General features: G+C 71.2%; 19 protein-coding genes. 8 read left to right on the forward strand and 11 right to left on the reverse strand.

All coding sequences use genetic code 11. The features are described 5' to 3' along the window. Positions 1-58: 58 nt before the first annotated feature. On the forward strand, positions 59-484 hold the full coding sequence (locus EV685_RS09315; RefSeq protein WP_130481759.1) for an Lrp/AsnC family transcriptional regulator: 426 nt from the start codon (positions 59-61) through the stop codon (positions 482-484). 24 nt (positions 485-508) lie between these two features. Here EV685_RS09315 and EV685_RS09320 read toward each other — a convergent pair whose 3' ends face one another. Both EV685_RS09320 and ychF read right to left on the reverse strand, forming a co-directional pair. After that, a complete protein-coding gene (locus EV685_RS09320) occupies positions 509-742 on the reverse strand; it encodes a hypothetical protein (RefSeq protein WP_130481760.1) in 234 nt (77 codons plus the stop codon). A 19-nt stretch (positions 743-761) separates the two neighbouring features. Beyond that, positions 762-1,856, reverse strand: coding sequence for a redox-regulated ATPase YchF (ychF, locus tag EV685_RS09325; RefSeq protein WP_130481761.1), 1,095 nt, complete (start codon positions 1,854-1,856; stop codon positions 762-764). A gap of 119 nt (positions 1,857-1,975) precedes the next feature. Between ychF and EV685_RS09330 the strand changes: the two genes are divergently transcribed. Beyond that, positions 1,976-2,758, forward strand: coding sequence for a S1/P1 nuclease (locus EV685_RS09330; RefSeq protein ID WP_130481762.1), 783 nt, complete (start codon positions 1,976-1,978; stop codon positions 2,756-2,758). A gap of 184 nt (positions 2,759-2,942) precedes the next feature. On the opposite strand, the gene EV685_RS09335 is transcribed toward EV685_RS09330, so the two are convergent. Beyond that, the gene (locus EV685_RS09335) at positions 2,943-3,875 is read right to left on the reverse strand and encodes an MOSC domain-containing protein (RefSeq protein ID WP_130481763.1); all 933 of its coding nucleotides are present in this window, start codon (positions 3,873-3,875) and stop codon (positions 2,943-2,945) included. Positions 3,876-3,991: 116 nt separating this feature from the next. Between EV685_RS09335 and EV685_RS09340 the strand changes: the two genes are divergently transcribed. Together EV685_RS09340 and EV685_RS09345 are read left to right on the forward strand one after the other, a co-directional pair. After that, positions 3,992-5,197, forward strand: coding sequence for an FAD-dependent monooxygenase (locus tag EV685_RS09340; RefSeq protein WP_130481764.1), 1,206 nt, complete (start codon positions 3,992-3,994; stop codon positions 5,195-5,197). A 120-nt stretch (positions 5,198-5,317) separates the two neighbouring features. Further along, the gene (locus EV685_RS09345) at positions 5,318-6,046 is read left to right on the forward strand and encodes a DsbC family protein (protein ID WP_130481765.1); all 729 of its coding nucleotides are present in this window, start codon (positions 5,318-5,320) and stop codon (positions 6,044-6,046) included. Between the two features lie 79 nt (positions 6,047-6,125). On the opposite strand, the gene EV685_RS09350 is transcribed toward EV685_RS09345, so the two are convergent. The 6 genes from EV685_RS09350 to EV685_RS09375 all read right to left on the reverse strand — a co-directional run bounded on the left by EV685_RS09350 (position 6,126) and on the right by EV685_RS09375 (position 12,519). After that, on the reverse strand, positions 6,126-6,926 hold the full coding sequence (locus EV685_RS09350; protein ID WP_130481766.1) for an enoyl-CoA hydratase: 801 nt from the start codon (positions 6,924-6,926) through the stop codon (positions 6,126-6,128). A gap of 247 nt (positions 6,927-7,173) precedes the next feature. Continuing rightward, positions 7,174-8,373, reverse strand: coding sequence for a DUF3108 domain-containing protein (locus tag EV685_RS09355; protein WP_130481767.1), 1,200 nt, complete (start codon positions 8,371-8,373; stop codon positions 7,174-7,176). After that, complete coding sequence (locus EV685_RS09360) at positions 8,370-10,124, reverse strand: M61 family metallopeptidase (protein WP_130481768.1); 1,755 nt, start codon at positions 10,122-10,124, stop codon at positions 8,370-8,372. The genes EV685_RS09355 and EV685_RS09360 overlap by 4 nt, the downstream gene beginning before the upstream one ends. A 7-nt stretch (positions 10,125-10,131) precedes the next feature. Then, positions 10,132-10,602 carry a DUF3429 domain-containing protein gene (locus EV685_RS09365; RefSeq protein WP_242615513.1) on the reverse strand — a complete coding sequence of 157 codons (471 nt, stop codon included), beginning with the start codon at positions 10,600-10,602 and terminating at the stop codon, positions 10,132-10,134. A 122-nt stretch (positions 10,603-10,724) separates the two neighbouring features. Beyond that, entirely contained in the window at positions 10,725-11,333 is a 609-nt protein-coding gene (locus tag EV685_RS09370) for a PNPOx family protein (RefSeq protein WP_130481770.1), read from the reverse strand. Positions 11,334-11,460: 127 nt separating this feature from the next. Next, a complete protein-coding gene (locus EV685_RS09375) occupies positions 11,461-12,519 on the reverse strand; it encodes a BMP family ABC transporter substrate-binding protein (protein ID WP_242615514.1) in 1,059 nt (352 codons plus the stop codon). A 280-nt stretch (positions 12,520-12,799) separates the two neighbouring features. On the opposite strand from EV685_RS09375, the gene mobA reads away from it, so the two are divergent. The 4 genes from mobA to EV685_RS09395 all read left to right on the forward strand — a co-directional run bounded on the left by mobA (position 12,800) and on the right by EV685_RS09395 (position 18,305). Continuing rightward, positions 12,800-13,459 (forward strand): molybdenum cofactor guanylyltransferase MobA, encoded by a 660-nt coding sequence (gene mobA, locus EV685_RS09380; protein ID WP_130481772.1) that lies wholly within the window; start codon positions 12,800-12,802, stop codon positions 13,457-13,459. Further along, complete coding sequence (locus EV685_RS09385) at positions 13,446-14,939, forward strand: sigma-54-dependent transcriptional regulator (RefSeq protein ID WP_338054444.1); 1,494 nt, start codon at positions 13,446-13,448, stop codon at positions 14,937-14,939. Before mobA ends, EV685_RS09385 begins: the two co-directional genes overlap by 14 nt. Positions 14,940-14,949: 10 nt before the next feature. Continuing rightward, positions 14,950-17,001 carry a sensor histidine kinase gene (locus tag EV685_RS09390; protein WP_130481773.1) on the forward strand — a complete coding sequence of 684 codons (2,052 nt, stop codon included), beginning with the start codon at positions 14,950-14,952 and terminating at the stop codon, positions 16,999-17,001. A 131-nt stretch (positions 17,002-17,132) separates the two neighbouring features. Further along, a complete protein-coding gene (locus tag EV685_RS09395) occupies positions 17,133-18,305 on the forward strand; it encodes a hypothetical protein (protein WP_130481774.1) in 1,173 nt (390 codons plus the stop codon). 5 nt (positions 18,306-18,310) lie between these two features. Here EV685_RS09395 and EV685_RS09400 read toward each other — a convergent pair whose 3' ends face one another. Together EV685_RS09400 and EV685_RS09405 are read right to left on the reverse strand one after the other, a co-directional pair. Continuing rightward, the gene (locus EV685_RS09400) at positions 18,311-18,541 is read right to left on the reverse strand and encodes a DUF1289 domain-containing protein (protein WP_130481775.1); all 231 of its coding nucleotides are present in this window, start codon (positions 18,539-18,541) and stop codon (positions 18,311-18,313) included. After that, a complete protein-coding gene (locus EV685_RS09405) occupies positions 18,541-19,092 on the reverse strand; it encodes a YbaK/EbsC family protein (protein WP_130481776.1) in 552 nt (183 codons plus the stop codon). Before EV685_RS09405 ends, EV685_RS09400 begins: the two co-directional genes overlap by 1 nt. Between the last annotated feature and the right edge of the window lie 6 nt (positions 19,093-19,098).

Genomic DNA, 19,098 nt, shown 5'->3' on the forward strand with positions numbered 1-19,098 from the left:
GTCAGGCCTTTGGCAAAACGGCAGCGCCTGCTGACAATCTGCACAAAAGGGGACTGCCATGGACACCGTCGACCTGCAGCTCATCGGCCTGCTGCGCGCGAACGCCCGCGAGAGCATCGCCAACCTGGCGCACCGGCTGGGCGTCTCGCGCGGCACCGTCAGCAACCGCATCGCCCGGCTGGAAGACGCTGGCGTGATCGTCGGCTACACGGTGCGGCTCAAGCCCGATGTCGAGACCACCCAGATCAGCGCCTGGACCAGCATCGCCGTCGAAGGCAACCAGACCCGCGCCGTGATCGCCACGCTGCTGGGCGAACCCGGCGTGACCGCCCTGCACGACACCAACGGCCGCTGGGACCTGCTGGCCGAACTGCGCGCCGCCAACCTGCAGGAACTCGCGGCGGTGCTCGAACGTGTCCGCCTGATCAAGGGCATCGGCGCGACCGAGACGAGCATCCATCTGCAGACCTATCGGGTGGGGTGAACCGCCCCCCGCCCTCCGGGCCCCTCAGCGCTGGCTGCGCGCCTTGCGGCCGTCGAACTCCGCCAGCTGCGACTTGAGCAGCACGAACAGCAGGCGGGCGTCGGCCTCGCTCATGCTGAGGACGTGCATGGGCTCGCGGTCATCGGGCGGGAATTGCTGGATGAACAGGCCGTCGAAGCCGATGTCCACCAGGCCGTGCGTGTTGCTGGCCGATTTCCAGCGCTGGACTTCGATGCGGGTGATCTTCTTCGTGGCCATGGTCGGTGCCGCGCTGGCCTCAGACGTTGAACAGGAAGTTCATCACGTCGCCGTCCTTGACGACGTATTCCTTGCCTTCGGCGCGCATCTTGCCGGCGTCCTTGGCGCCCTGTTCGCCCTTGAAGGCGATGAAGTCCTCGTAGGCGATGGTCTGGGCGCGGATGAAGCCACGTTCGAAGTCGGTGTGGATCACGCCTGCCGCGTTGGGCGCGGTGTCGCCGATGTGGATGGTCCAGGCGCGCACTTCCTTCACGCCAGCGGTGAAGTAGGTCTGCAGGCCCAGCAGCTTGAAGGCGGCGCGGATCAGGCGGTTCAGGCCCGGCTCGTCCTGGCCCATCTCGGCGAGGAACATGGCGCGGTCCTCGTCCTCCATCTCGGACAGCTCGGACTCGGTCTTGGCGCAGATCGCCACCACCGGCGCGCCCTGGGCGGCCGCGTAGGCCTTCAGGCGGTCGAGCAGCGGGTTGTTCTCGAAGCCGGTCTCGGAGACGTTGCCGACGAACATCGCCGGCTTGGCGGTGATCAGGCACAGCGGCTTGACGATGACCAGCTCTTCCTTGCTGAAGTCGATCGAGCGAACCGGGCGGGCCTCGTCCAGCGCGGCCTGGCACTTCTCCAGCACCTTGACCAGCGCGGCGGCTTCCTTGTCGTTGCCCGAGCGGGCGGCCTTGTTGTAGCGGTGCAGGCTCTTTTCGACGGTGCCCAGGTCGGCCAGGCACAGCTCGGTCTGGATCACCTCGATGTCGGCGATCGGGTCGACCCGGCCGGCCACGTGGATGACGTTGTCGTCCTCGAAGCAGCGCACCACATTGACGATCGCGTCGGTCTCGCGGATGTGGCTGAGGAACTGGTTGCCCAGGCCTTCGCCTTTGCTGGCACCGGCCACCAGACCGGCGATGTCGACGAACTCGACGATGGCCGGGACGATGCGCTCGGGCGAGATGATCTCGGCCAGCTTGCCCAGCCGCGGATCGGGCACTTCGACCACGCCGACGTTGGGCTCGATGGTGCAGAAGGGGTAGTTCTCGGCGGCGATGCCGGCCTTGGTCAGCGCATTGAAGAGGGTGGACTTGCCCACGTTGGGCAGGCCCACGATGCCGCACTTGAGGCTCATGTCGGGATCTCGGGAGGTTCGGGTCGGCATCGCCCGAGCGGGCGACGGAGAAGCGCGGATTGTAGGTTTTGCACACCTGCGCGCCGACGGCTGCGGCCGAGTCTGGCGACACTGGCGCGATGAAGCACTCACCTCACCTGGCAGCGATCGGCCTGCTGCTGACCTCGCTCGCCCTGCCTGGCATCGCCCTGGCCTGGGGCCACACCGGCCATGAACTGATCGCCGACCTGGCGCAGTCGCGCCTGAGTCCCGCCGCCCATGCCGAGGCTCGCCGCTTGCTGGCGCTGCGCGGTGCGAGCCGGCTGGCCGAGGTCGCGACCTGGGCCGACGAGTTCCGCACCGCGACGACCGCCCGCTGGCACTACGTCAACCTGCCGCCTGACCGCTGCGAGTACAAGCCGGCCGAGCACTGCATGAAGGGCCAGTGCGCGGTCGAAGCGGTCAACCGCCAGCTGGCGGTGCTGGCGCTCCATCAGGACGACGACGAACGGGCGCAAGCGTTGCGCTACGTCGTCCACCTGGTGGCCGACCTGCACCAGCCGCTGCACGCCGGCCGCGCCGATGACCGTGGCGGCAACACCTTTCAGATCCGCTGGGGCACGCAGGGCTCGAACCTGCACGCGCTGTGGGACTCCGGCCTGATCGAGTCCCGCCCCGGCGGCACGCCAGCCCTGCGCCGCGACGTGCTGAAGCAGGCCCGAAAGCCTGCCCCCGGCTCATCCCCCGCCGACTGGGCCGAAGCGTCCTGCCGCATCGCCCGCGCCGACGGCTACTACCCGCCCGCGCACAAGATCGATGGGGCCTACGCGCAACGCTGGGACGCCGTGCTGGTCCAGCAGATCGATCTGGCGGCCAGCCATCTGGCGGAGGTGCTGGAAGACGTGCTGCTCAGGGACCGCTGACGGTCAGCGCGCGCCGCCCAGCACCCAGGTCGCATGAGGTGAGAAAGAGAAGCACAAGCGGAGAAGAGAAACGACGGGCGTGGAAACGGGCAGGCTCAGCGCGTCTGCGCCAGCCGGATCTGGAAGCGGGCGCAGCAGCCTGTGCATGGCCGTGGTGGTGCGGGTGCCGGTACCAATCGCGCCGTCAGAACCTCACCGTGCCCCGAACCCCCTGACCCACCCGCAGCGTGCGGCCGATGCCGTCGACGATCACCGCGTTCATGCCGAAGGTGATGGCGCCGTCCAGGCGCGGGTCGGCGCGGTAGCCCATCAGCGTCAGGCCGGGTTCGACGCCGCGCACACCCGTGGCGGGATCGACGTCGGGCATGGGGCAGCGCGGGCAGGGCTTGACCAGTCGCAGCACGACAGGGCCGTCGTCGGTGCTGATGTGCAACTCGTCGAGGTTGTCTTCGGCGTGCGCGTCCAGGCCATCAAGCACGAGGTTGGGACGGAAGCGGGCCATCTCCACCGGCGGCAGGTTCTGGTCGGCCAGGCGGCGGTTGAGGTCGGCCAGCGAGGCGGTCGAGATCACCAGGATCGGGTAGCCGTCGGCAAAGCCGTTGAGGGCCTCGATGTCGCCGGTTCGCGCGCGGCTAGACGGGCGGTGCATGGCGGGGTGGGTGACGACCAGGCGGGCCGGCTCGCCGAGGAAGTCGCTGAACCAGCGATCGGCGGCCGGGTCGACCGCGAGGGCCTCGAAGCGGTCGCCCCAGACATCGACCCGCACCGGACGCGCCACCGGCGGCTCGATCGGCACCGACAGCGGCGCGCAGCCCGGCGCCTGCACATGCAGCCGGCCACCGTCGACGACGGCGCGCAGCAGGGCCATGCGGGGGTGTTCACGCTGGCTGTGGAAGTCGCCCTGCGGGTCGACCAGCATCCAGCGGCGGTCGTGCTCGAAACCGGTCGTCGTCAACAGGACGGCATCGAGGTTGACGACCGCGCCGGACTTCAGCGGGTGCGCGTGCAGGCTGGCGATGCGGGCGGCGCTGCTGCCGTCGTCGTTGTCGTTGTCGTTGTCGTTGTCGTTGTCGTTGTCGTCGTGGTCCGCGCCTGCGTGGGATTCGTTCGTGTTCATGGGCCTTCCCGTTCGGTTGCCGTGGGCTGATCCAGCGCAAGTGCCGGCCTTTCGCGATTGTGGCGAGCCCGGCGCCCGACCGGTCGCGCGGGGGGTGCTCCCTACAATCCGGCGCCATGAACAGCACGGCTTCCCGACCCCTCGACGTGTGCATCCGCGGCCAGGGCGCGGTCGGTTCCTGTCTGGCGCTGGCGCTCAGCCGGCAGGGCTGGCAGGTTGGATTGGCGGGATTGGCGGGACCGGCAGGACCGGCAGAAACCGCCAATGGCCACACACCGCGTCGCGAACCGGATGTGCGGGCCTATGCCCTGAATGCCGCATCGATGGGGCTGTTGCGCGAGTTGCGGGTCTGGGACGCCTTGCCCGCCCACGCGATCACCGCCGTCGACACGATGGATGTGCGCGGCGACGACGGCGGCCGGCTTGGCTTCAGCGCCTGGACCCAGTCGGTCGATGCGCTGGCCTGGATCGTCGATGCGGCCGCGCTGGACGAGGCCCTGGCGCAGGCGCTGCATTTCGCGCCGCATGTGCAGCGGCTGAAGGCGGACGACGCGCGGGTGCAACCGACCCACGCGGGCGCGGCCTTCGACCCGACCCGTCCGCTGCTGGCGGTCTGCGAAGGCCGTGACTCGGCGACCCGCGACATCCTCGGCGCCGACTGGCACAAGCACGGCTACGGCCACCAGGCCATCGCCGCCCGGCTGGTTGCCGACGTGCCCCACCAGGGCGTGGCGCGGCAGTGGTTCCGCAGCCCGGACATCCTGGCCTTGCTGCCCTTTGACCGGCCGGAGCCGACGCGCTCTTACGCGCTGGTCTGGTCGCTGCCGGACGCGATGGTGGCCGAGCGCCTGGCGCTCGACGATGCCGGTTTCGAGGCGGCCCTGAACGAGGCCAGCGGCGGCGCGGCCGGCACCTTGCGGCTGGCCGGCCCGCGTGTCGCCTGGCCCTTGATGCTGGCGCAGGCGCGGCGCTGGTGTGGCCCCGGCTGGGTGCTGCTGGGTGACGCGGCGCATGCCGTGCATCCGCTGGCCGGACAAGGCCTGAACCTCGGTCTGGGCGACGTGCGCGCCCTGGTCGACGTGCTGGTTGCCGCCCGCGCCGACACGCCCTGGCGTGCGGCTGGCGACGAGCGCACCTTGCGCCGCTATGTGCGGCAGCGGCAGGCGCCGACCCGCGCGATGGGCACGCTGACCGATGGTCTGCTGCACCTGTTCGCGGCCCCTGACGCGCCGCTGCGCAGCCTGCGCAACGCCGGCATGTCGGCGGTCGACCGGCTCGGCCCGGTCAAGCGCTGGTTGACCGCGCGCGCGCTGGACGCCTGAACGGTGGCCCGCCCGGGCGCGGCGGGCAGCCGGTCTGCGCCACCCGTCACACCCTGGCGGCAACGCGGACGCGGGGGCGCCACTACCATCTTCGTTTTCTTGATCTGACCGGAACACCCCATGAAGCTGCGCGCCCTTGCCGCCCTCGCCCTGTCGCTCTGCGCGGCGCTGTCGGGCGCCGCCCGCGCCGATGAAGCGGTCATCCGCAAGAACCTCGCCGAGCGCTACCCGACCCTGCCGGCCATCGACGAGGTCCGCGCCGCGCCGATGCCGGGTCTGTTCGAGGTCCGCCTGGGCACCGACGTCGTCTACACCGATGCCAAGGGCGCCTACCTGATCCAGGGCGAGATCATCGAGACGGCGACCCGCCGCAACCTGACCGAAGAACGTGTCGCCAAGCTGACCGCGATCGACTTCGCCAGCCTGCCGCTGAAGGACGCGATCGTCTGGAAGAACGGCAAGGGCAGCCGCAAGATCGTCGTGTTTGCCGACCCGAACTGCGGCTATTGCAAGAAGCTGGAAAAGGACCTGCTCAACGTCAAGGACGTGACTGTCTACACCTTCGTGATCCCCATCCTCGGCGGCGACTCGCCGGACAAGTCGCGCGACCTCTGGTGCGCCAAGGACAACACCGCCGCCTGGCGCGCCTGGATGGTCGACGGCGTGCGGGCGCCGAAGTCCATGGGCGCGGGCTGCGACACCGCCGCGATCGAGCGCAACAGCGCCCTGGCGCGCAAGTTCAAGGTCACCGGCACGCCGGCCATCGTGTTCGAGGACGGCACCCGCGCACCAGGCGCGATCCCGGCCGCCGAGGTCGAGCGCCGCATCCTGGCCGCAGCGAAGTCCTGAGCGGACCGCCCGCCTCAACGACAACGCCCCGCATGCGGGGCGTTGTTGATGGTGGGTCCGGACGCCGGACCCGGCTGCATCAGCGGTGCGTGAAGGTCGGCGGACGCTTCTCGAGGAAGGCGCCCATGCCCTCCTTCTGGTCGGCGCTGGAGAACAGCGCGTGGAACAGCCGGCGCTCGAACAGCAGGCCCTCGGACAGCGGCGACTCGTAGGCGCGGTTGACGCTCTCCTTGACCGCCATCAGCGCCAGCGTCGAGTAGCCCGACAGCGTCTGGCCGATCTTGTCGGCCTCGGCATGCAGTGCTGCGGCGGGCACCACACGCGAGACCAGCCCGGCGCGCTCAGCCTCGGTGGCGTCCATCATGCGGCCGGTCAGGGCCAGATCCATGGCCTTGCTCTTGCCAACCGCACGCGGCAGGCGCTGCGTGCCGCCGGCACCAGGAATGATCCCCAGCTTGATCTCGGGCTGGCCGAACTTCGCGGTGTCGGCCGCGATGATCAGGTCACAGGCCATCGCGACCTCGCAGCCGCCGCCCAGCGCAAAGCCGGCGACCGCCGCGATGACGGGCTTGCGGACCTGGCGCAGGGTGTCCCAGTTGCGCGAGATCAGGCCCTTGCGGTAGGCGTTGGGGAAGTCGAAGGGGTGCATCAGCGCGATGTCGGCGCCGGCCGCGAAGGCCTTCTCGCTGCCGGTCAGCACGATGCAGGCGACGCTGTCGTCGGCATCCAGCGCCAGCAGCGCGGCGCCAAGCTCGTCCATCAGCGGATCGTTCAGCGCATTGAGCGCCTTGGGCCGGTTCAGCGTGATCCAGCCGTAGCGCATCTCGCCGGCGCCGGGGCGGGTCTCGACGAGGATGTTCTCGTAGGTCGGGGTGCTCATGGGGGACGGGTCTCCTGGGGTGCGGCTTGAAGCAGAAGACTATAGCGACGGGCCCTCACGGCAAGCTGTCGCGCCCCGCAGGCCAGCGCCGGGCCGCCCCAAGAGGCCTGCGCATCCCCCCGGGGGATCGGTCGGCACACCCGCCGACGAAGCTGTCGCACCCCGCAGGCCAGCGCCGGGCCGCCCCAAGCGGCCTGCGCATCCCCTTGGGGGATCGGTCGGCGTACCCGCCGACCGAGGGGCTCCATCAACCCCCTTGCTCCGGCGCCTTCTCCAAGCGCAAGTCCACCCACGTCTGCGCATCCTGCTCGATGCGGATGCGCACCGGCAGCATCTGCAGCGCCGGGGCGTACCACATCTGCGCGGTCAGGTTGCCGCCCTCGGCGCGGCGGCGTGGCTTGACGTGCAGGGTCTCGAGCGGGCCGACCGGCGTTTGTTCGACCACCTGTTCGGCGACCTCGTAGACCCAGGGATCGACCCGGTTGGGCAGGGCCAGCGCGAAGGCCATGGCCTGGCCCTTCTGCGCCAGCTCGGGCCGGGTGCGCAGCAGGTAGATGATCTGGATGAACTGGCTGGCGGTGTCCTGCACGTCGGCCTGAAAGGGCACCGACTCGCCGCGCGCCAGCCGGATGCCGGCCGGCCCGAAGGCCATCGTCAGCTGGCGGTCGCGGCCGATGATCTGCGTCGTGAGCTGCTCGTAGCGCTGCGGCGCCAGCCCGTCGGGCGTGATGCGGCCTTCGCTGCTCATGCGCCGGGTCATCAGCGGCGCGAAGGACGGGCCGACCGTCACGCTCAGATGGACCTGGTAGCGTTGCGCGTCGACCCGCAGCCACTCGACCTCGGCCTGGCCATGGACCTCGCCTCGGTACCAGCCGGTCAGGCGGTAGCTCAGGCGGGTGGACGCGGGCCAGGTGAACTCGGGCAAGCCGGGGCGGTCGGCGGTGGAGGCAGACGCAGACGACGACACCGACGCAGAAGCTGCCGCTGATGCCGTCGCCTGTGCTGCCATTTCCGACGCCGCCCGGGCCGCGGCAGCGGCCTGTTCGGCGCTCGCGGCAGCCGCCACGGCAGACGCCGCCGCCGAAGCGGCGAGTTCGGCCTCCGCTCGACGTGGTTCGACAGCGGCGCTGGCCGCCTGTTCAGCGGCGACCATGTCCGGGTTGGCATCGGCCGCCGAAGACGCCGATGGAGCCGGCGCTTTTGGCGCTTCCGATCGGGACGCGACACGGCGCGGCGCGACGTGGGGCGGGGCAGCCTGCACCTGCACCGGCGCGGCCGGCGCCAGCACGCGGTCGAAGCGGACCGCCGTGCGCTGGATCGCCGGTGCCATCAGGCTGGGCGACTGCAAGGCGTCCCGCAACGTGTCCACCAACCAGACATGGCCGGCCAGCGCCAGCAGCAGCGCGACCGCCCATGCCGGCGTCAGGCGACGCCAGGCAGGCTTCATCCGCCGCTCGGCGCGGCCCAGGCGCTGCGGCGGCGCAGTGTCACGGCGGTGGCCTTGTCCTGCGGCGACAGCGCCACCAGGCCGGCCGGACGCGAGGCCGGCAGCGTCAGTGTCAGCACGCGGCGATCGCGCGCGACCAGCAGCGGCTGGGCCTGGTCGAGCCCGCCGTAGAGCAGCAGGTCGTCCAGCCGCGCCAGTCGCCAGCCGTTGAGCGCCAGCAGCTCGTCCCCGGCGGCCAGGCCGGCACGTTCGGCCGCGCTGCCGCGTTGCACCGCCTGGACCTTGAGGCTGCCGTCGGCCACCCGGGCGCCCAGGCGCTGGGCAACGGTCGGCGGTTCGTGGCGCCAGGCGTAGCCCAGCACGTCGGCCAGCAGGCTGGCCAGCGGCAGCTCGTCGGTGCCGCGCACCAGCGCCTCCAGTTCGGCGGCCCAGGCCTGCGGGTCGCGCCGCCGGCCGACCGCCTGCAGCGCGGCGGCGATGTCATCGTGCGTGACCGGTCCGTCGTGGCCGGCGGCCGCGCCGCTGGTCTGCCAGAGACAGCGCATGACCTCGTCGAGCGAGCCCCGGCCCTCGCCACGCAGGCGCAGGTCCAGCGTCAGCGCCACCAGCGCGCCCTTGGTGTAGTAGCTGACGGTCGCGTTGGCGCTGTTCTCGTCCGGGCGGTAGTACTTCAGCCAGGCGTCGAACGAGGCCTCGGCGACGCTCTGCACCTGCCGGCCGGGGGTGGCCAGGACCTGGTTGATCGTTTTGGCCAGCAGCTTGAGGTAGCGGGCCTGGTCGATCAGGCCGGTGCGCAGCAAGAACAGGTCGTCGTAGTAGCTGGTGAAGCCCTCGAAGAACCACAGCAGCTCGGTGTGGTTCTCGCGGCCCAGGTCGTAGGGCAGGAACTCGGCCGGCTTCAGGCGCTTGACGTTCCAGGTGTGGAAGTACTCGTGGCTGATCAGCCCGAGCAGGGTCACATAGCCCTCGCTCATCTCGCTGGCCGACTGGCCGCGGCGCGGCAGGTCGCGCCGGCCGGCGATCAGCGCGGTGCTGTTGCGGTGCTCCAGGCCGCCGTAGCCGTCGTCGACCAGGGCCAGCTGGAACACGTAGCGTGTGAACGGCGGCGGCTGGTCGCCGTGCCAGAAGCGGATCTCGGCCTCGCAGATGCGCTGCGTGTCGGCCAGCAGCCGCTCGCCGTCGAAGCCCGGCGCCGCACCGGCGACGACGAACTCGTGCGGCACGCCGCAGGCCTCGAAGCGGCCGATCCAGAACGGGCCCAGCTCGAAGGGATGGTCGATCAGCGCGTCATAGCTGGGTGCGGCGTAGCCCTTCTTGGGCGTGCCGTCCAGGCCGGTCGAGACCTGCCAGCCCTCGGGCAGATCGCCCAGCGTGACAACGTGTTCCTCGTCCTCGCGGCCGGCGGCGCTCAGGAACAGGCTGGTGCCGTTGAAGAAGCCGCGTTGCGTGTCCAGCCAGGCTGTGCGCACCGAGGCGTCGAAGGCGTACACGAGCCAAGTGACCGTCAGTGCAGCCCGGCCGCTGCAGTCGATCTCCCAGCTGCACTTGTCGATCTGGCGCAGCGGCCGGGCCTCGCGGCCCTGTCGTGCCTCCAGACCACTCAGGTGGCGCGAGAACTCGCGCACCAGGTAGCTGCCGGGAATCCACACCGGCAAGGTCAGCCGCTGGCGCGGCGCGGGCTGCGCCAGCGTCAGCGTGACGCGGTAGTGGTGGGCATGCAGATCGGCCAGTTCGACGTGGTAGCGGACCATTTGGGCCTCAGTAGCTCGCGGCCGCCAGGAAACAACTCAGGCTGGCGACCAGGGTCAGCCGGAAGCGCAGCGTCAGCCACGCGCCCAGACCGTGCGCAGGGTAGCTGCGGCGGTCGACCAGGTAGCAGGCGACCAGCGACAGCCCCGCGATGATCAGCCCGGCGTGGGCCGGCAGCAGCATCGCAAACCAGGCCGCCAGCGAAGGCATGACGCCCCAGGCAAAGGGCACCGGCGACGGCACGCTCGACCGCATGCCCAGGCCCCAGTGGATGCCGCCCAGGAAGGACACGATCAGCGCGGCATAGGCCATCAGGCCGTGGAAGACAAAGTCCAGCACCGCGCCCTCGTGCAGGTCGGCCGGGATCAGCATCGTCAGCAGGGCGCCGAGCACAAAGGGCGCCAGTCCGGCATGGGCCAGCTTCAGCGCGACGGGGTTGGGGAGGATGGGGGCGGCGACGGGAGAGCTGGACGAGGGCACGATCGGGGCGGCGCCGGAGGGCGCGGGGCTGAAGTCGGTGGACGGGAAGGTTCGACGTGACGAATTGTCACCGGCCCCGCCGGTCCATCCGATGCCAACGGCCTTGTCGGACGTTCAGCCCGTCACGGCACCAGCCACTGTGGCAACTCGCCGCGCGCAAAACGGGCGCGCCGGTGGCCTTGCGCATGCAGCTCCAGCCAGTCGATCGCCTCAACCGTGGCGGTCAGCACCGCAAAGGACTCGCGCACACGCTCGGGCGCCAGCGGGGCCGCCGATGCCTCCAGCGGCGAGCCGGGTGCGAGGGGCGAGAGGTAGTCGTGGGCGGCAGGCCGGTGCCGGATCAGCGCCCAGCGCGCGGTCACGTCCAGCCCGTCGGTGGCGACGTCGACGCGGCAACGCAGCCGCAGCTGCCAGCCCAGCGGCTCGCTCCAGCACAGGATCTGCCCGCGCGGATCGGCCCGCAGCTGAGCCACCTTGGGCGACCGCGCGTCGGCATAGAAGACCAGCTCGCGGCGGTCGACCTGGAGGTCGCGCAGCACGATGCTGCGCACCTCCGGGCCGTCCTCGCCGACATTGGCAAGGGCGGCACGGCGCCACGGGTGGGCCGGCCGACCGGCCGCGGCCCGGTGGTGCACCGCGCGGTCCAGTTCGGTCCAGATCATGGCTTCGATCAGGGACAGATCGGTCGGACGCGGTGCGATCGCGTCCTCGAGCAGGCTGGCGTCGTTCATGCAGGTACTCCTGACGGCAGACCGTAAACCCGAGCGGCGGTCGGCGGACTCCGGATCAACCAGCAGCAGGGCGTCGGATCGCAGCGGATTTGTTCGCCGTCAAACCGGTCGTCGTCGCCGGCCGGCGTCAGGGCTTGCTGGCGATGCCGCCCACCACGCCGTCGACCAGAAAGTCCATCTTGGCGAGCGCCTCTTCCTTCATCGTGCCGCTGGCCTGACGGACGCGGCCAGACTGGTCGACGATGCGGCCCGAGAAGGGCTGCAGCTTGCCCATCGCGATGGCCCGTTCACGCTCGCGCACCTGGTGGGCGACGTCGGCCGGGACTTTCTTGTTGAAGGGCGCCAGCTTGATGACGCCGTCGCGCAGGCCGCCCGAGTAGGGCTGCGGCTTCCAGCGGCCGGCACGCACATCGCTGGCGACCTTGGCATAGCGCTCGCCCCAGACGTGCGTGACGCTGGTCAGCTGCGCGGTCGGCGCGATGTGGCTCATGTCGCTCTGGTAGCCCAGCAGCATCACGCCCTTCTCCTCGGCCAGTTGCGGGATGGCGGTCGAGCCGCTGTGGTGGGTCAGCGTGTCGGCACCCTGGGCGATCAGGGCCAGCGCGGCCTCGCGCTCGCGGGCCGGGTCGAACCAGGTGTTGAGCCAGCTGACCTTGACCTGCGCCTTCGGGTTGGCCGCGCGCATGCCCAGCGTGTAGGCGTTGATGCCCTGGACAACCTCCGGGATCGGGAAGCCGGCGACGTAGCCGCTGACACCCGTGCGGCTCATCTTGCCGGCCATGTAGCCGGCCAGCCAGCGGCCCTCGTGGAAGCGGGCGTTGTAGACGTTGAGGTTGGGCGCGGTCTTGTAGCCGCCCATGTGCTCGAAGCGGACCTGCGGGTAGTCCTGCGCCACCCGCAGCGCCGGCTCCAGGTAGCCGAAGCTGGTCGCGAAGATCAGCTGGTAGCCCTGCGCGGCAAGGTCGCGCATGACCCGTTCCGAGTCCGGTCCTTCGGCAACGTTTTCGACGTAGGTGGTCTGCACCGCCGCGCCGAGCCGGCGTTCCATGTCCAGCCGGCCCATGTTGTGCTGGTAGGTCCAGCCGGCACTGCCGACCGGGCTGACGTAGACGAAGGCGACCTTGATCGGCAGCGCATCGGCGGCCACCGCTGGGGTGCCCGACAGCGCCAGAACCGCAGCGCTCAACGTGCAGGACCAGACGCAAGAGAGGAGCGCACGGCGTGCGCCCGGGAGGTTTTTGTACATGGTGTTCCTCGACATGGCCCGGTGGGATGACGCCACCGGCGCGGGCTCGCGGGTGGCGCAAAGGCGTTGAAAAGCACAAGCCGCCGGGGCGCAAGGGCACCAGCGGCTCGGGGGCGCGGATTGTCTCAGAGCGCCGTCCGGCGAGACCTTGTCGCCCTGGCGACTGCCCGGCTGGCCCGGCATCCGGCGCGCCCCGGTCGCGCCGCTATCCTGCCCGGCCATGGACTCCCCGGACCCGATCCCGTCGATCACTCAAAGGATCACCGGCCTGGTGCTGGCCGGCGGTGAAGGCCGGCGCATGGGCGGGCTGGACAAGGGCCTGCAGGCGCTCGCGGGCAAGGCGCTGGCGCGCCATGCGGCCGAACGGCTGGCACCGCAAGTCGGCACGCTGGCGATCAATGCCAACCGCCACCTGGACGACTATCGCGCCTGGGGCTGGCCGGTCTGGGCCGATGCCTTGCCCGATGGCGTGCCGCCCCGCCCCGGTCCGCTGGCCGGCTGGCTGACCGGCCTGCAGCAGGTCCGCACGCCCTGGCTGCTGACGGTGCCGTGCGACACGCCCGCCTTCCCGCTTGACCTGGCCGCACGCCTGGCCGCCGCGCTGCTGGCCGAAGATGCCGAGCTGGCCGTCGCGGCCACGCCCGACACCGCGACATCCGACACCGCGACGTCCGACCCGGGGGCGCCGACCCTGCGTCCCCAGCCGGTCTTCTGCCTGCTGCGCCGCGAACTGGCCCTGCCGCTGGCCGACGCGCTGCGCGACGGCGAACGGCGCGTGATGCGCTGGGCCGGCAGTCGCCGCGTGGCGATCGTCCGCTTCGACGACGTCACCGCCTTCGACAACCTCAACACACTGGCTGACCTGCATGCTCCCCGCTGACCTTGACGACCCCTCCCGCTCGCCCCAGGAAGCGGCCGCCCGACAGGTCGCCGCCGAGGCCGTCACCCATGCGGCGACGATGCCCGACCACTGGCCGCGCGCCAGCATCCTGGTGGTCGACGACGAGCCCGGCATGCGCCACTTCCTGGAAAAGGCGCTGGCCCCTCGGGTGCGCGAGGTCATGGGCGCCGGCTCGGCCGAGGAGGCCGAGCAACTGCTGCGCAGCCACCGTTACGACCTGGTCCTGCTCGACATCGCCCTGCCCGGCCGCAACGGCATCGACCTGCTCAAGGACATGCGCGCCCAAGGCATCACCGCCGAGGTGGTGCTGATCACCGCCTTCGCCGACCTCGAGACCGCCATCGAGGCGCTGCGCGCCGGTGCCGGCGACATGCTGCTCAAGCCCTTCCGCCTGACCCAGGTGCTGGGCGCCGTGCGGCATGGCCTGGAACGCGCCCAGCTGCGGCGCGAGAACTGGGTGCTGCGCCGCAACCTGACGCAACGCACGCCGCCGGCGGACGGGCTGGTCGGACAGTCCATCGTGATCAAGGGCCTGCAAGCGGCGCTGCGGCGGGTCGCGACGGTTGATTCGACGGTGCTGCTGACGGGCGAATCCGGCACCGGCAAAGAACTCGCCGCGCTGGCCCTGCACCGCCTGAGCGCCCACGCCGCCGCACCCTTCGTGCCGGTCAACTGCGCCACCACCGCGCCGGCCCAGCTGGAGGCCGAGCTGTTCGGCCACGGCGGTCAGGGCCCCGGTCGCGAAGGCCTGTTCGTGATGGCGCACGGCGGCACGCTCTTCCTCGACGAGGTCGGCGAGCTGCCGGCCGCCCTGCAGGGCACGCTGCTGCGGGTGCTGGAGGACCGCCGCGTGCGCGCGCCCGGCAGCGAGCGCAGCGTGCCGGTGGACGTGCGCATCGTCGCGGCCACCAACCGGCCGCTGGCCGACGATGTGAGGGACGGCCGCTTCCGTGCCGACCTCTACTACCGCCTGCAGGTGGTCGAGCTGCGCCTGCCGCCGCTGCGTGCGCACAAGGAGGACATCCCCGACCTGGTCGCCCACTTCATCGACACGCTGGCGCCGCGCCTGGGGGTTGCGCCGATCGAGGTCACGGCCGACGAGATGCGCTTCCTGCAGCAGTACGACTGGCCCGGCAACGTGCGCGAGCTGCGCAACCTGCTCGAACGCTCGCTGATCGTGGGCGCGCTCAACGTCAGCGCGCTCTACCAGAGCCTGCCCAAGCCGGCGCTGCGCCGCAGCGAGCCGGTCGCCGGGACCGCCTCGGCGTCCACCGAACCGGCGCCGCTGGACCTGCACACGCTGGAGAAGCGCCACATCCTGGCGGTGCTGGAGTCGGTCGGCGGCGACAAGACCGAGGCCGCGCAGCGCCTGGGCATCTCGCGCCGCACCCTCGAACGGCGGGTGGCCGAATGGGCCGCCGATGGCTCCCTGCCCGCCAGCCCGATCGACGGCCACTGACAGGTCCGTGATGCCCCGCCGCTGGCAGGCCGCGCTGCGCCGCTCGATCCGCACCAAGCTGCTGGCGCTGGTGCTGCTGCCGCTGGCCGGCGTGCTGCCGCTGCTGGGCGTGCTGCTGCTCTGGTGGGGCGATGTCGCTTTCGACCGGATGCTGATCACCAAGATCCGCGCCGATCTGGCCGTTGCCCAGGGCTACTTCGAGCGCGTGCAGGTCGAACTGGCCGCCAGCGCCGGGGCGGTCGCCGGCTCGCACGCGCTGCACCTGAGCCTGGCCGGCCCGCGCGACGACCGGCTCGCCGCGCTGCTGCGCCAGGTGCGCAAGGACCAGTCGCTGGACTTCGTCAACCTGCGCGATGCCGATGGCCAGTTGCTGCTGACCGACCAGGGACGCAACCTGCAGCCCGAACCGGCCGACAGCCCGGCCCGTCCGCTCGTCGACCGCGACGCGCCGCAAGCCCGCAGCCACATCGAGGTGCTGGACGCGCAAGCGTTCGCCGCGCTGGCCCCACGGCTGGGCGACCGGGTCGGCGTCGATGTGTTGCCCACCCGCGATGCCGCGCCGGACCCGACCCGCCGGGTCGAGCGCGCCATGGTCATGCTGGCCAGCCACCCGGTGCGCGCGCCGGACGGCCGCCTGCTGGGCCACGTTCAGGCCGGCCGGCTGCTCAACCGCAACCTGGCGCTGATCGACCACATCAACGCCATCGTCTACCCGGAAGGTTCGCTGCCCTTCGGCAGCCGCGGCACCACCACGCTGTTCCTCGACGATGTGCGGGTGAGCACCAACGTCCGCCTGTTCGGCCCGGCGCAGGACGAACGTGCCATCGGCACGCGGGTCTCGAAGGCCGTGCATGACGCGGTGCTGGTGCGCGGCTCGACCTGGCTGGACCGCGCCTTCGTCGTCAACGACTGGTATGTGTCGGCCTACCAGCCGATCGCCGACGGCGGCGGGCGGCGCATCGGCATGCTCTACGTCGGCTACCTGGAACGGCCGTTCATCTGGCTCAAATACGGCATGCTGGCCGGCATCGGCGTCATCTTCTTCGCCGTGATGGTGGTGGCGGCGGTCGTCTCGCTGCGCTGGGCCGGCACCATCTTCCGGCCGGTCGAGCAGATGGAGGCGACGCTGCGACGCATCGAGTCCGGAGCGGCCGAGGCCCGCGTCGGCGTGGTCGACAGCACCGACGAGCTGGGCCGGCTGGCCCGCCACCTCGATGCGCTGCTGGACCTGATCGCCGACAAGACCCGCGCCCTCGAAGGCCTGAACGCCGAGCTGGACGCCAAGGTGGCCCAGCGCACCGCCGCGCTGGAGGCCAGCAACCACGCACTGGCCACGACCCAGAAGCAGTTGCTGCGCAGCGAGAAGCTCGCCGCCGTCGGCCAGCTCACCGCCAGCATCGCCCACGAGGTCAACAACCCGATCGCGGTGATTCAGGGCAATCTCGATTTGCTGCGCAGCCAGTTGCCGGCCGACGTGGCCCGCGACGCCGACGAGGAACTGCGCCTGATCGACGCCCAGATCGAGCGCATGCGCCTGATCGTCACCCAGCTGCTGCAGTTCGCCCGGCCGTCCGAATACGCCGGCTACGTCACCCCGCTGGACACCCGCGCGGTGGTCGAGGACTGCCTCGTCCTGACCGGCCACCTGCTCGGCCGCACCCGCATCGCCATCGAGCGCGACCTGCGCGCGAGCGGCCGTCCGGCGCTCAACCGCAACGAGCTGCAGCAGGTGCTGATCAACCTGATCGTCAACGCCATCCACGCCATGCCCGAGGGCGGCACGCTGACGCTGTCCAGCCGCGACGTCCACCCGCACGACGCCCCAGGCCAGCCGGCCGACGGCGTCGTGCTCTCGGTCGCCGACACCGGCGGCGGCCTGGACGCCGAGCTGATGGACCAGCTCTTCCAGCCCTTCGTGACCCGCAAGAAGGACGGCACCGGCCTGGGCCTGTGGATCAGCCGCAGCCTGGTCGAACGCTACGGCGGCGACCTGCGCGCCAGCCACCGCACCGACGGTCAGACCGGCGCGGTGTTCGAGGTGTGGTTGCGGGTGGAGGGGTAAAGCGCGGGGCTGGCGCAAACAAGCGGCGAGTCCAGTTGCAGCGCCTGCAGCTCTCGCCAGACGCTGGCACGCAGCACAGCGCGAAGGTCCTCAATCCTTCCGGCCCCGTCACAGCAGCGACACTCCGCCCCATGCAACTCAGCCCCCTCGAACGCCGCCTGCTGCCCTACATCGCCGTGCAGGCCGGCCTGTCCACGCTGGTGGGTTTCGGGGCCGTGCTGGTGCATGCAGAAGGCGGCATCGAGGCGACGGTGGTCTACACCCTGCTGATGCTGAGCGCGGTGATGGCCGGGCTGGTGCTGGTCTACGCCAGCGGGGCGCTGTGGCGGGTCGACAGCCGGCGCATGGGCATGGCGGCAATGCTGCTGGCCGCAAGCGTGCTGCCGTTTGCGCATCGGCATCCGGGCCTGTTGGCGCTGGCGGTGGGCGGCTTCATCGGCGTGGCCTGGGGCGCTAGGCACTGGATCGAGCTGCGCCTGGTCGAGGACGTCGGGCGCGACACCTATGCAGCCCACGTCACCGTGACCTCGGTGGTCGTCAGCCTGGTGGTGATGGCGCTGTCCAGCCTGTGGCTGACCTGGGCCGGCGACGGGCCGCAAACCGCGCGCGGGCTCTACCTGGGCTATGCCGCGCTGGCCTCGGTCGGCGCGTTGGCGACTGTGCACCGACTGCCCGACACGCCGCCGGTGCGCCTGCATCAGCCCTGGGCGCTGGTGCGACAGGCGGGCTGGCGGGCCTCGATGCGGCTCTACGGCCTGTCGTCGGTGATGTTCGCGGTCGGCACGGTGATGAGCGCCAGCGGCGCGATGCAGGCCTTGGGCAAGGCCAGCCACTACGGTTGGGTCGCCACGCTGGCGACGCTGGCCGGCGCGGCCGGGCTGTGGGCGCTGCGGCACCGCCGCCATGCCGGCAACCGGGTCCGCACCATGGCCCTGTCAACCCTGGGCCTGGCAGGCGCCCACCTGATGCTGGGCGCCAGCGCCTGGCTGCCGGCGCTCTATGTGCTGCACCTGCTGATGCAGGCCGGCATCAGCCCCTTCTGGCAAGCCAGCGAGCAGGTGCTGCACCAGCGCGCGATGGACTTCCACGGCGAGTTGTCCGACCGCATCGCGATGCGCGAGGCCGGCCTGTGGCTGTTCCGGATGATCTCGCTGGGCGGCTTCTGGCTGGTCATGCACGACGCCAGCCCGGTCGTCATCCTGGCGACGGGCTCGTGCCTGATGGCCCTGGCGACGACGTTGGAGTTCCTGCTCGGCCGCGCCTGGCTGCACCGGCAGGACGTCGCCGAGGCACGCCCGGCCTGACGCCGCTAGACGCCTGAGGACCCCGGCGCGGCCGGCGGCTGGCTGCCGAAGCCCTGTTCGCGCCGCACGGCGATGGCGGCATGCACCGCGAGCTTTTGCGCGTCGCTCATGCGTGACCAGCCCGCGATCTCGTCGAGCCGGCGCAGGCAGCCGGTGCAGTGGCTCTTGGCCGCATCGAGCCGGCAGATGTTGATGCAGGGGCTGGCGACGCCACCCGGCGCGGGTACGGCGCTCATCAGGCTGCGTCCACCGGCGCCTGGACCACATCGATCACCGGCGCCCCGCCGCACAGGCGGACCAGTTCGGCCGGGCTGAGCGGAAACACCGCGCACGGATGACCGGCCGCCGCCCAGATGACCGGAAAGCGCGACAGCGACGCATCGACCAGCACCAGCGGCTTGTTCAGGTGGCCCACCGGCGAGACGCCGCCGATCGAGAAGCCGGTCTGCGCCTTGATGTAGGCCGCATCGGCGCGGCCGATCGGACCGGCGTGTTCGACCACACGGGCCTCGTCGACCCGCCGGTCGCCAGCGGTCACGACAAGCACGGCGACGTCGTCGGCGCGGCGCCGGAAGATGACGCTCTTGGCGATCTGGCCGAGCGAGACGCCCAGCGCGTCAGCCGCCTCCTGCGCGGTGCGGGCCGGCACGTTCAGCCAGTGCACCGGATGACCATGGCATTGGGCGGCGAGTTCGGCGACGACCCGGCGGACCGGCTCGGGGCGGTCGATGTCGTCGATGAGGACCAGGGAAGTGGCGGTCAGCGGGCGGTCGACGGGATCGGTCATGGCGGA

Origin of the sequence: Sphaerotilus mobilis, from assembly GCF_004216565.1 — a bacterium.
GTDB lineage: Bacteria > Pseudomonadota > Gammaproteobacteria > Burkholderiales > Burkholderiaceae_C > Sphaerotilus > Sphaerotilus mobilis.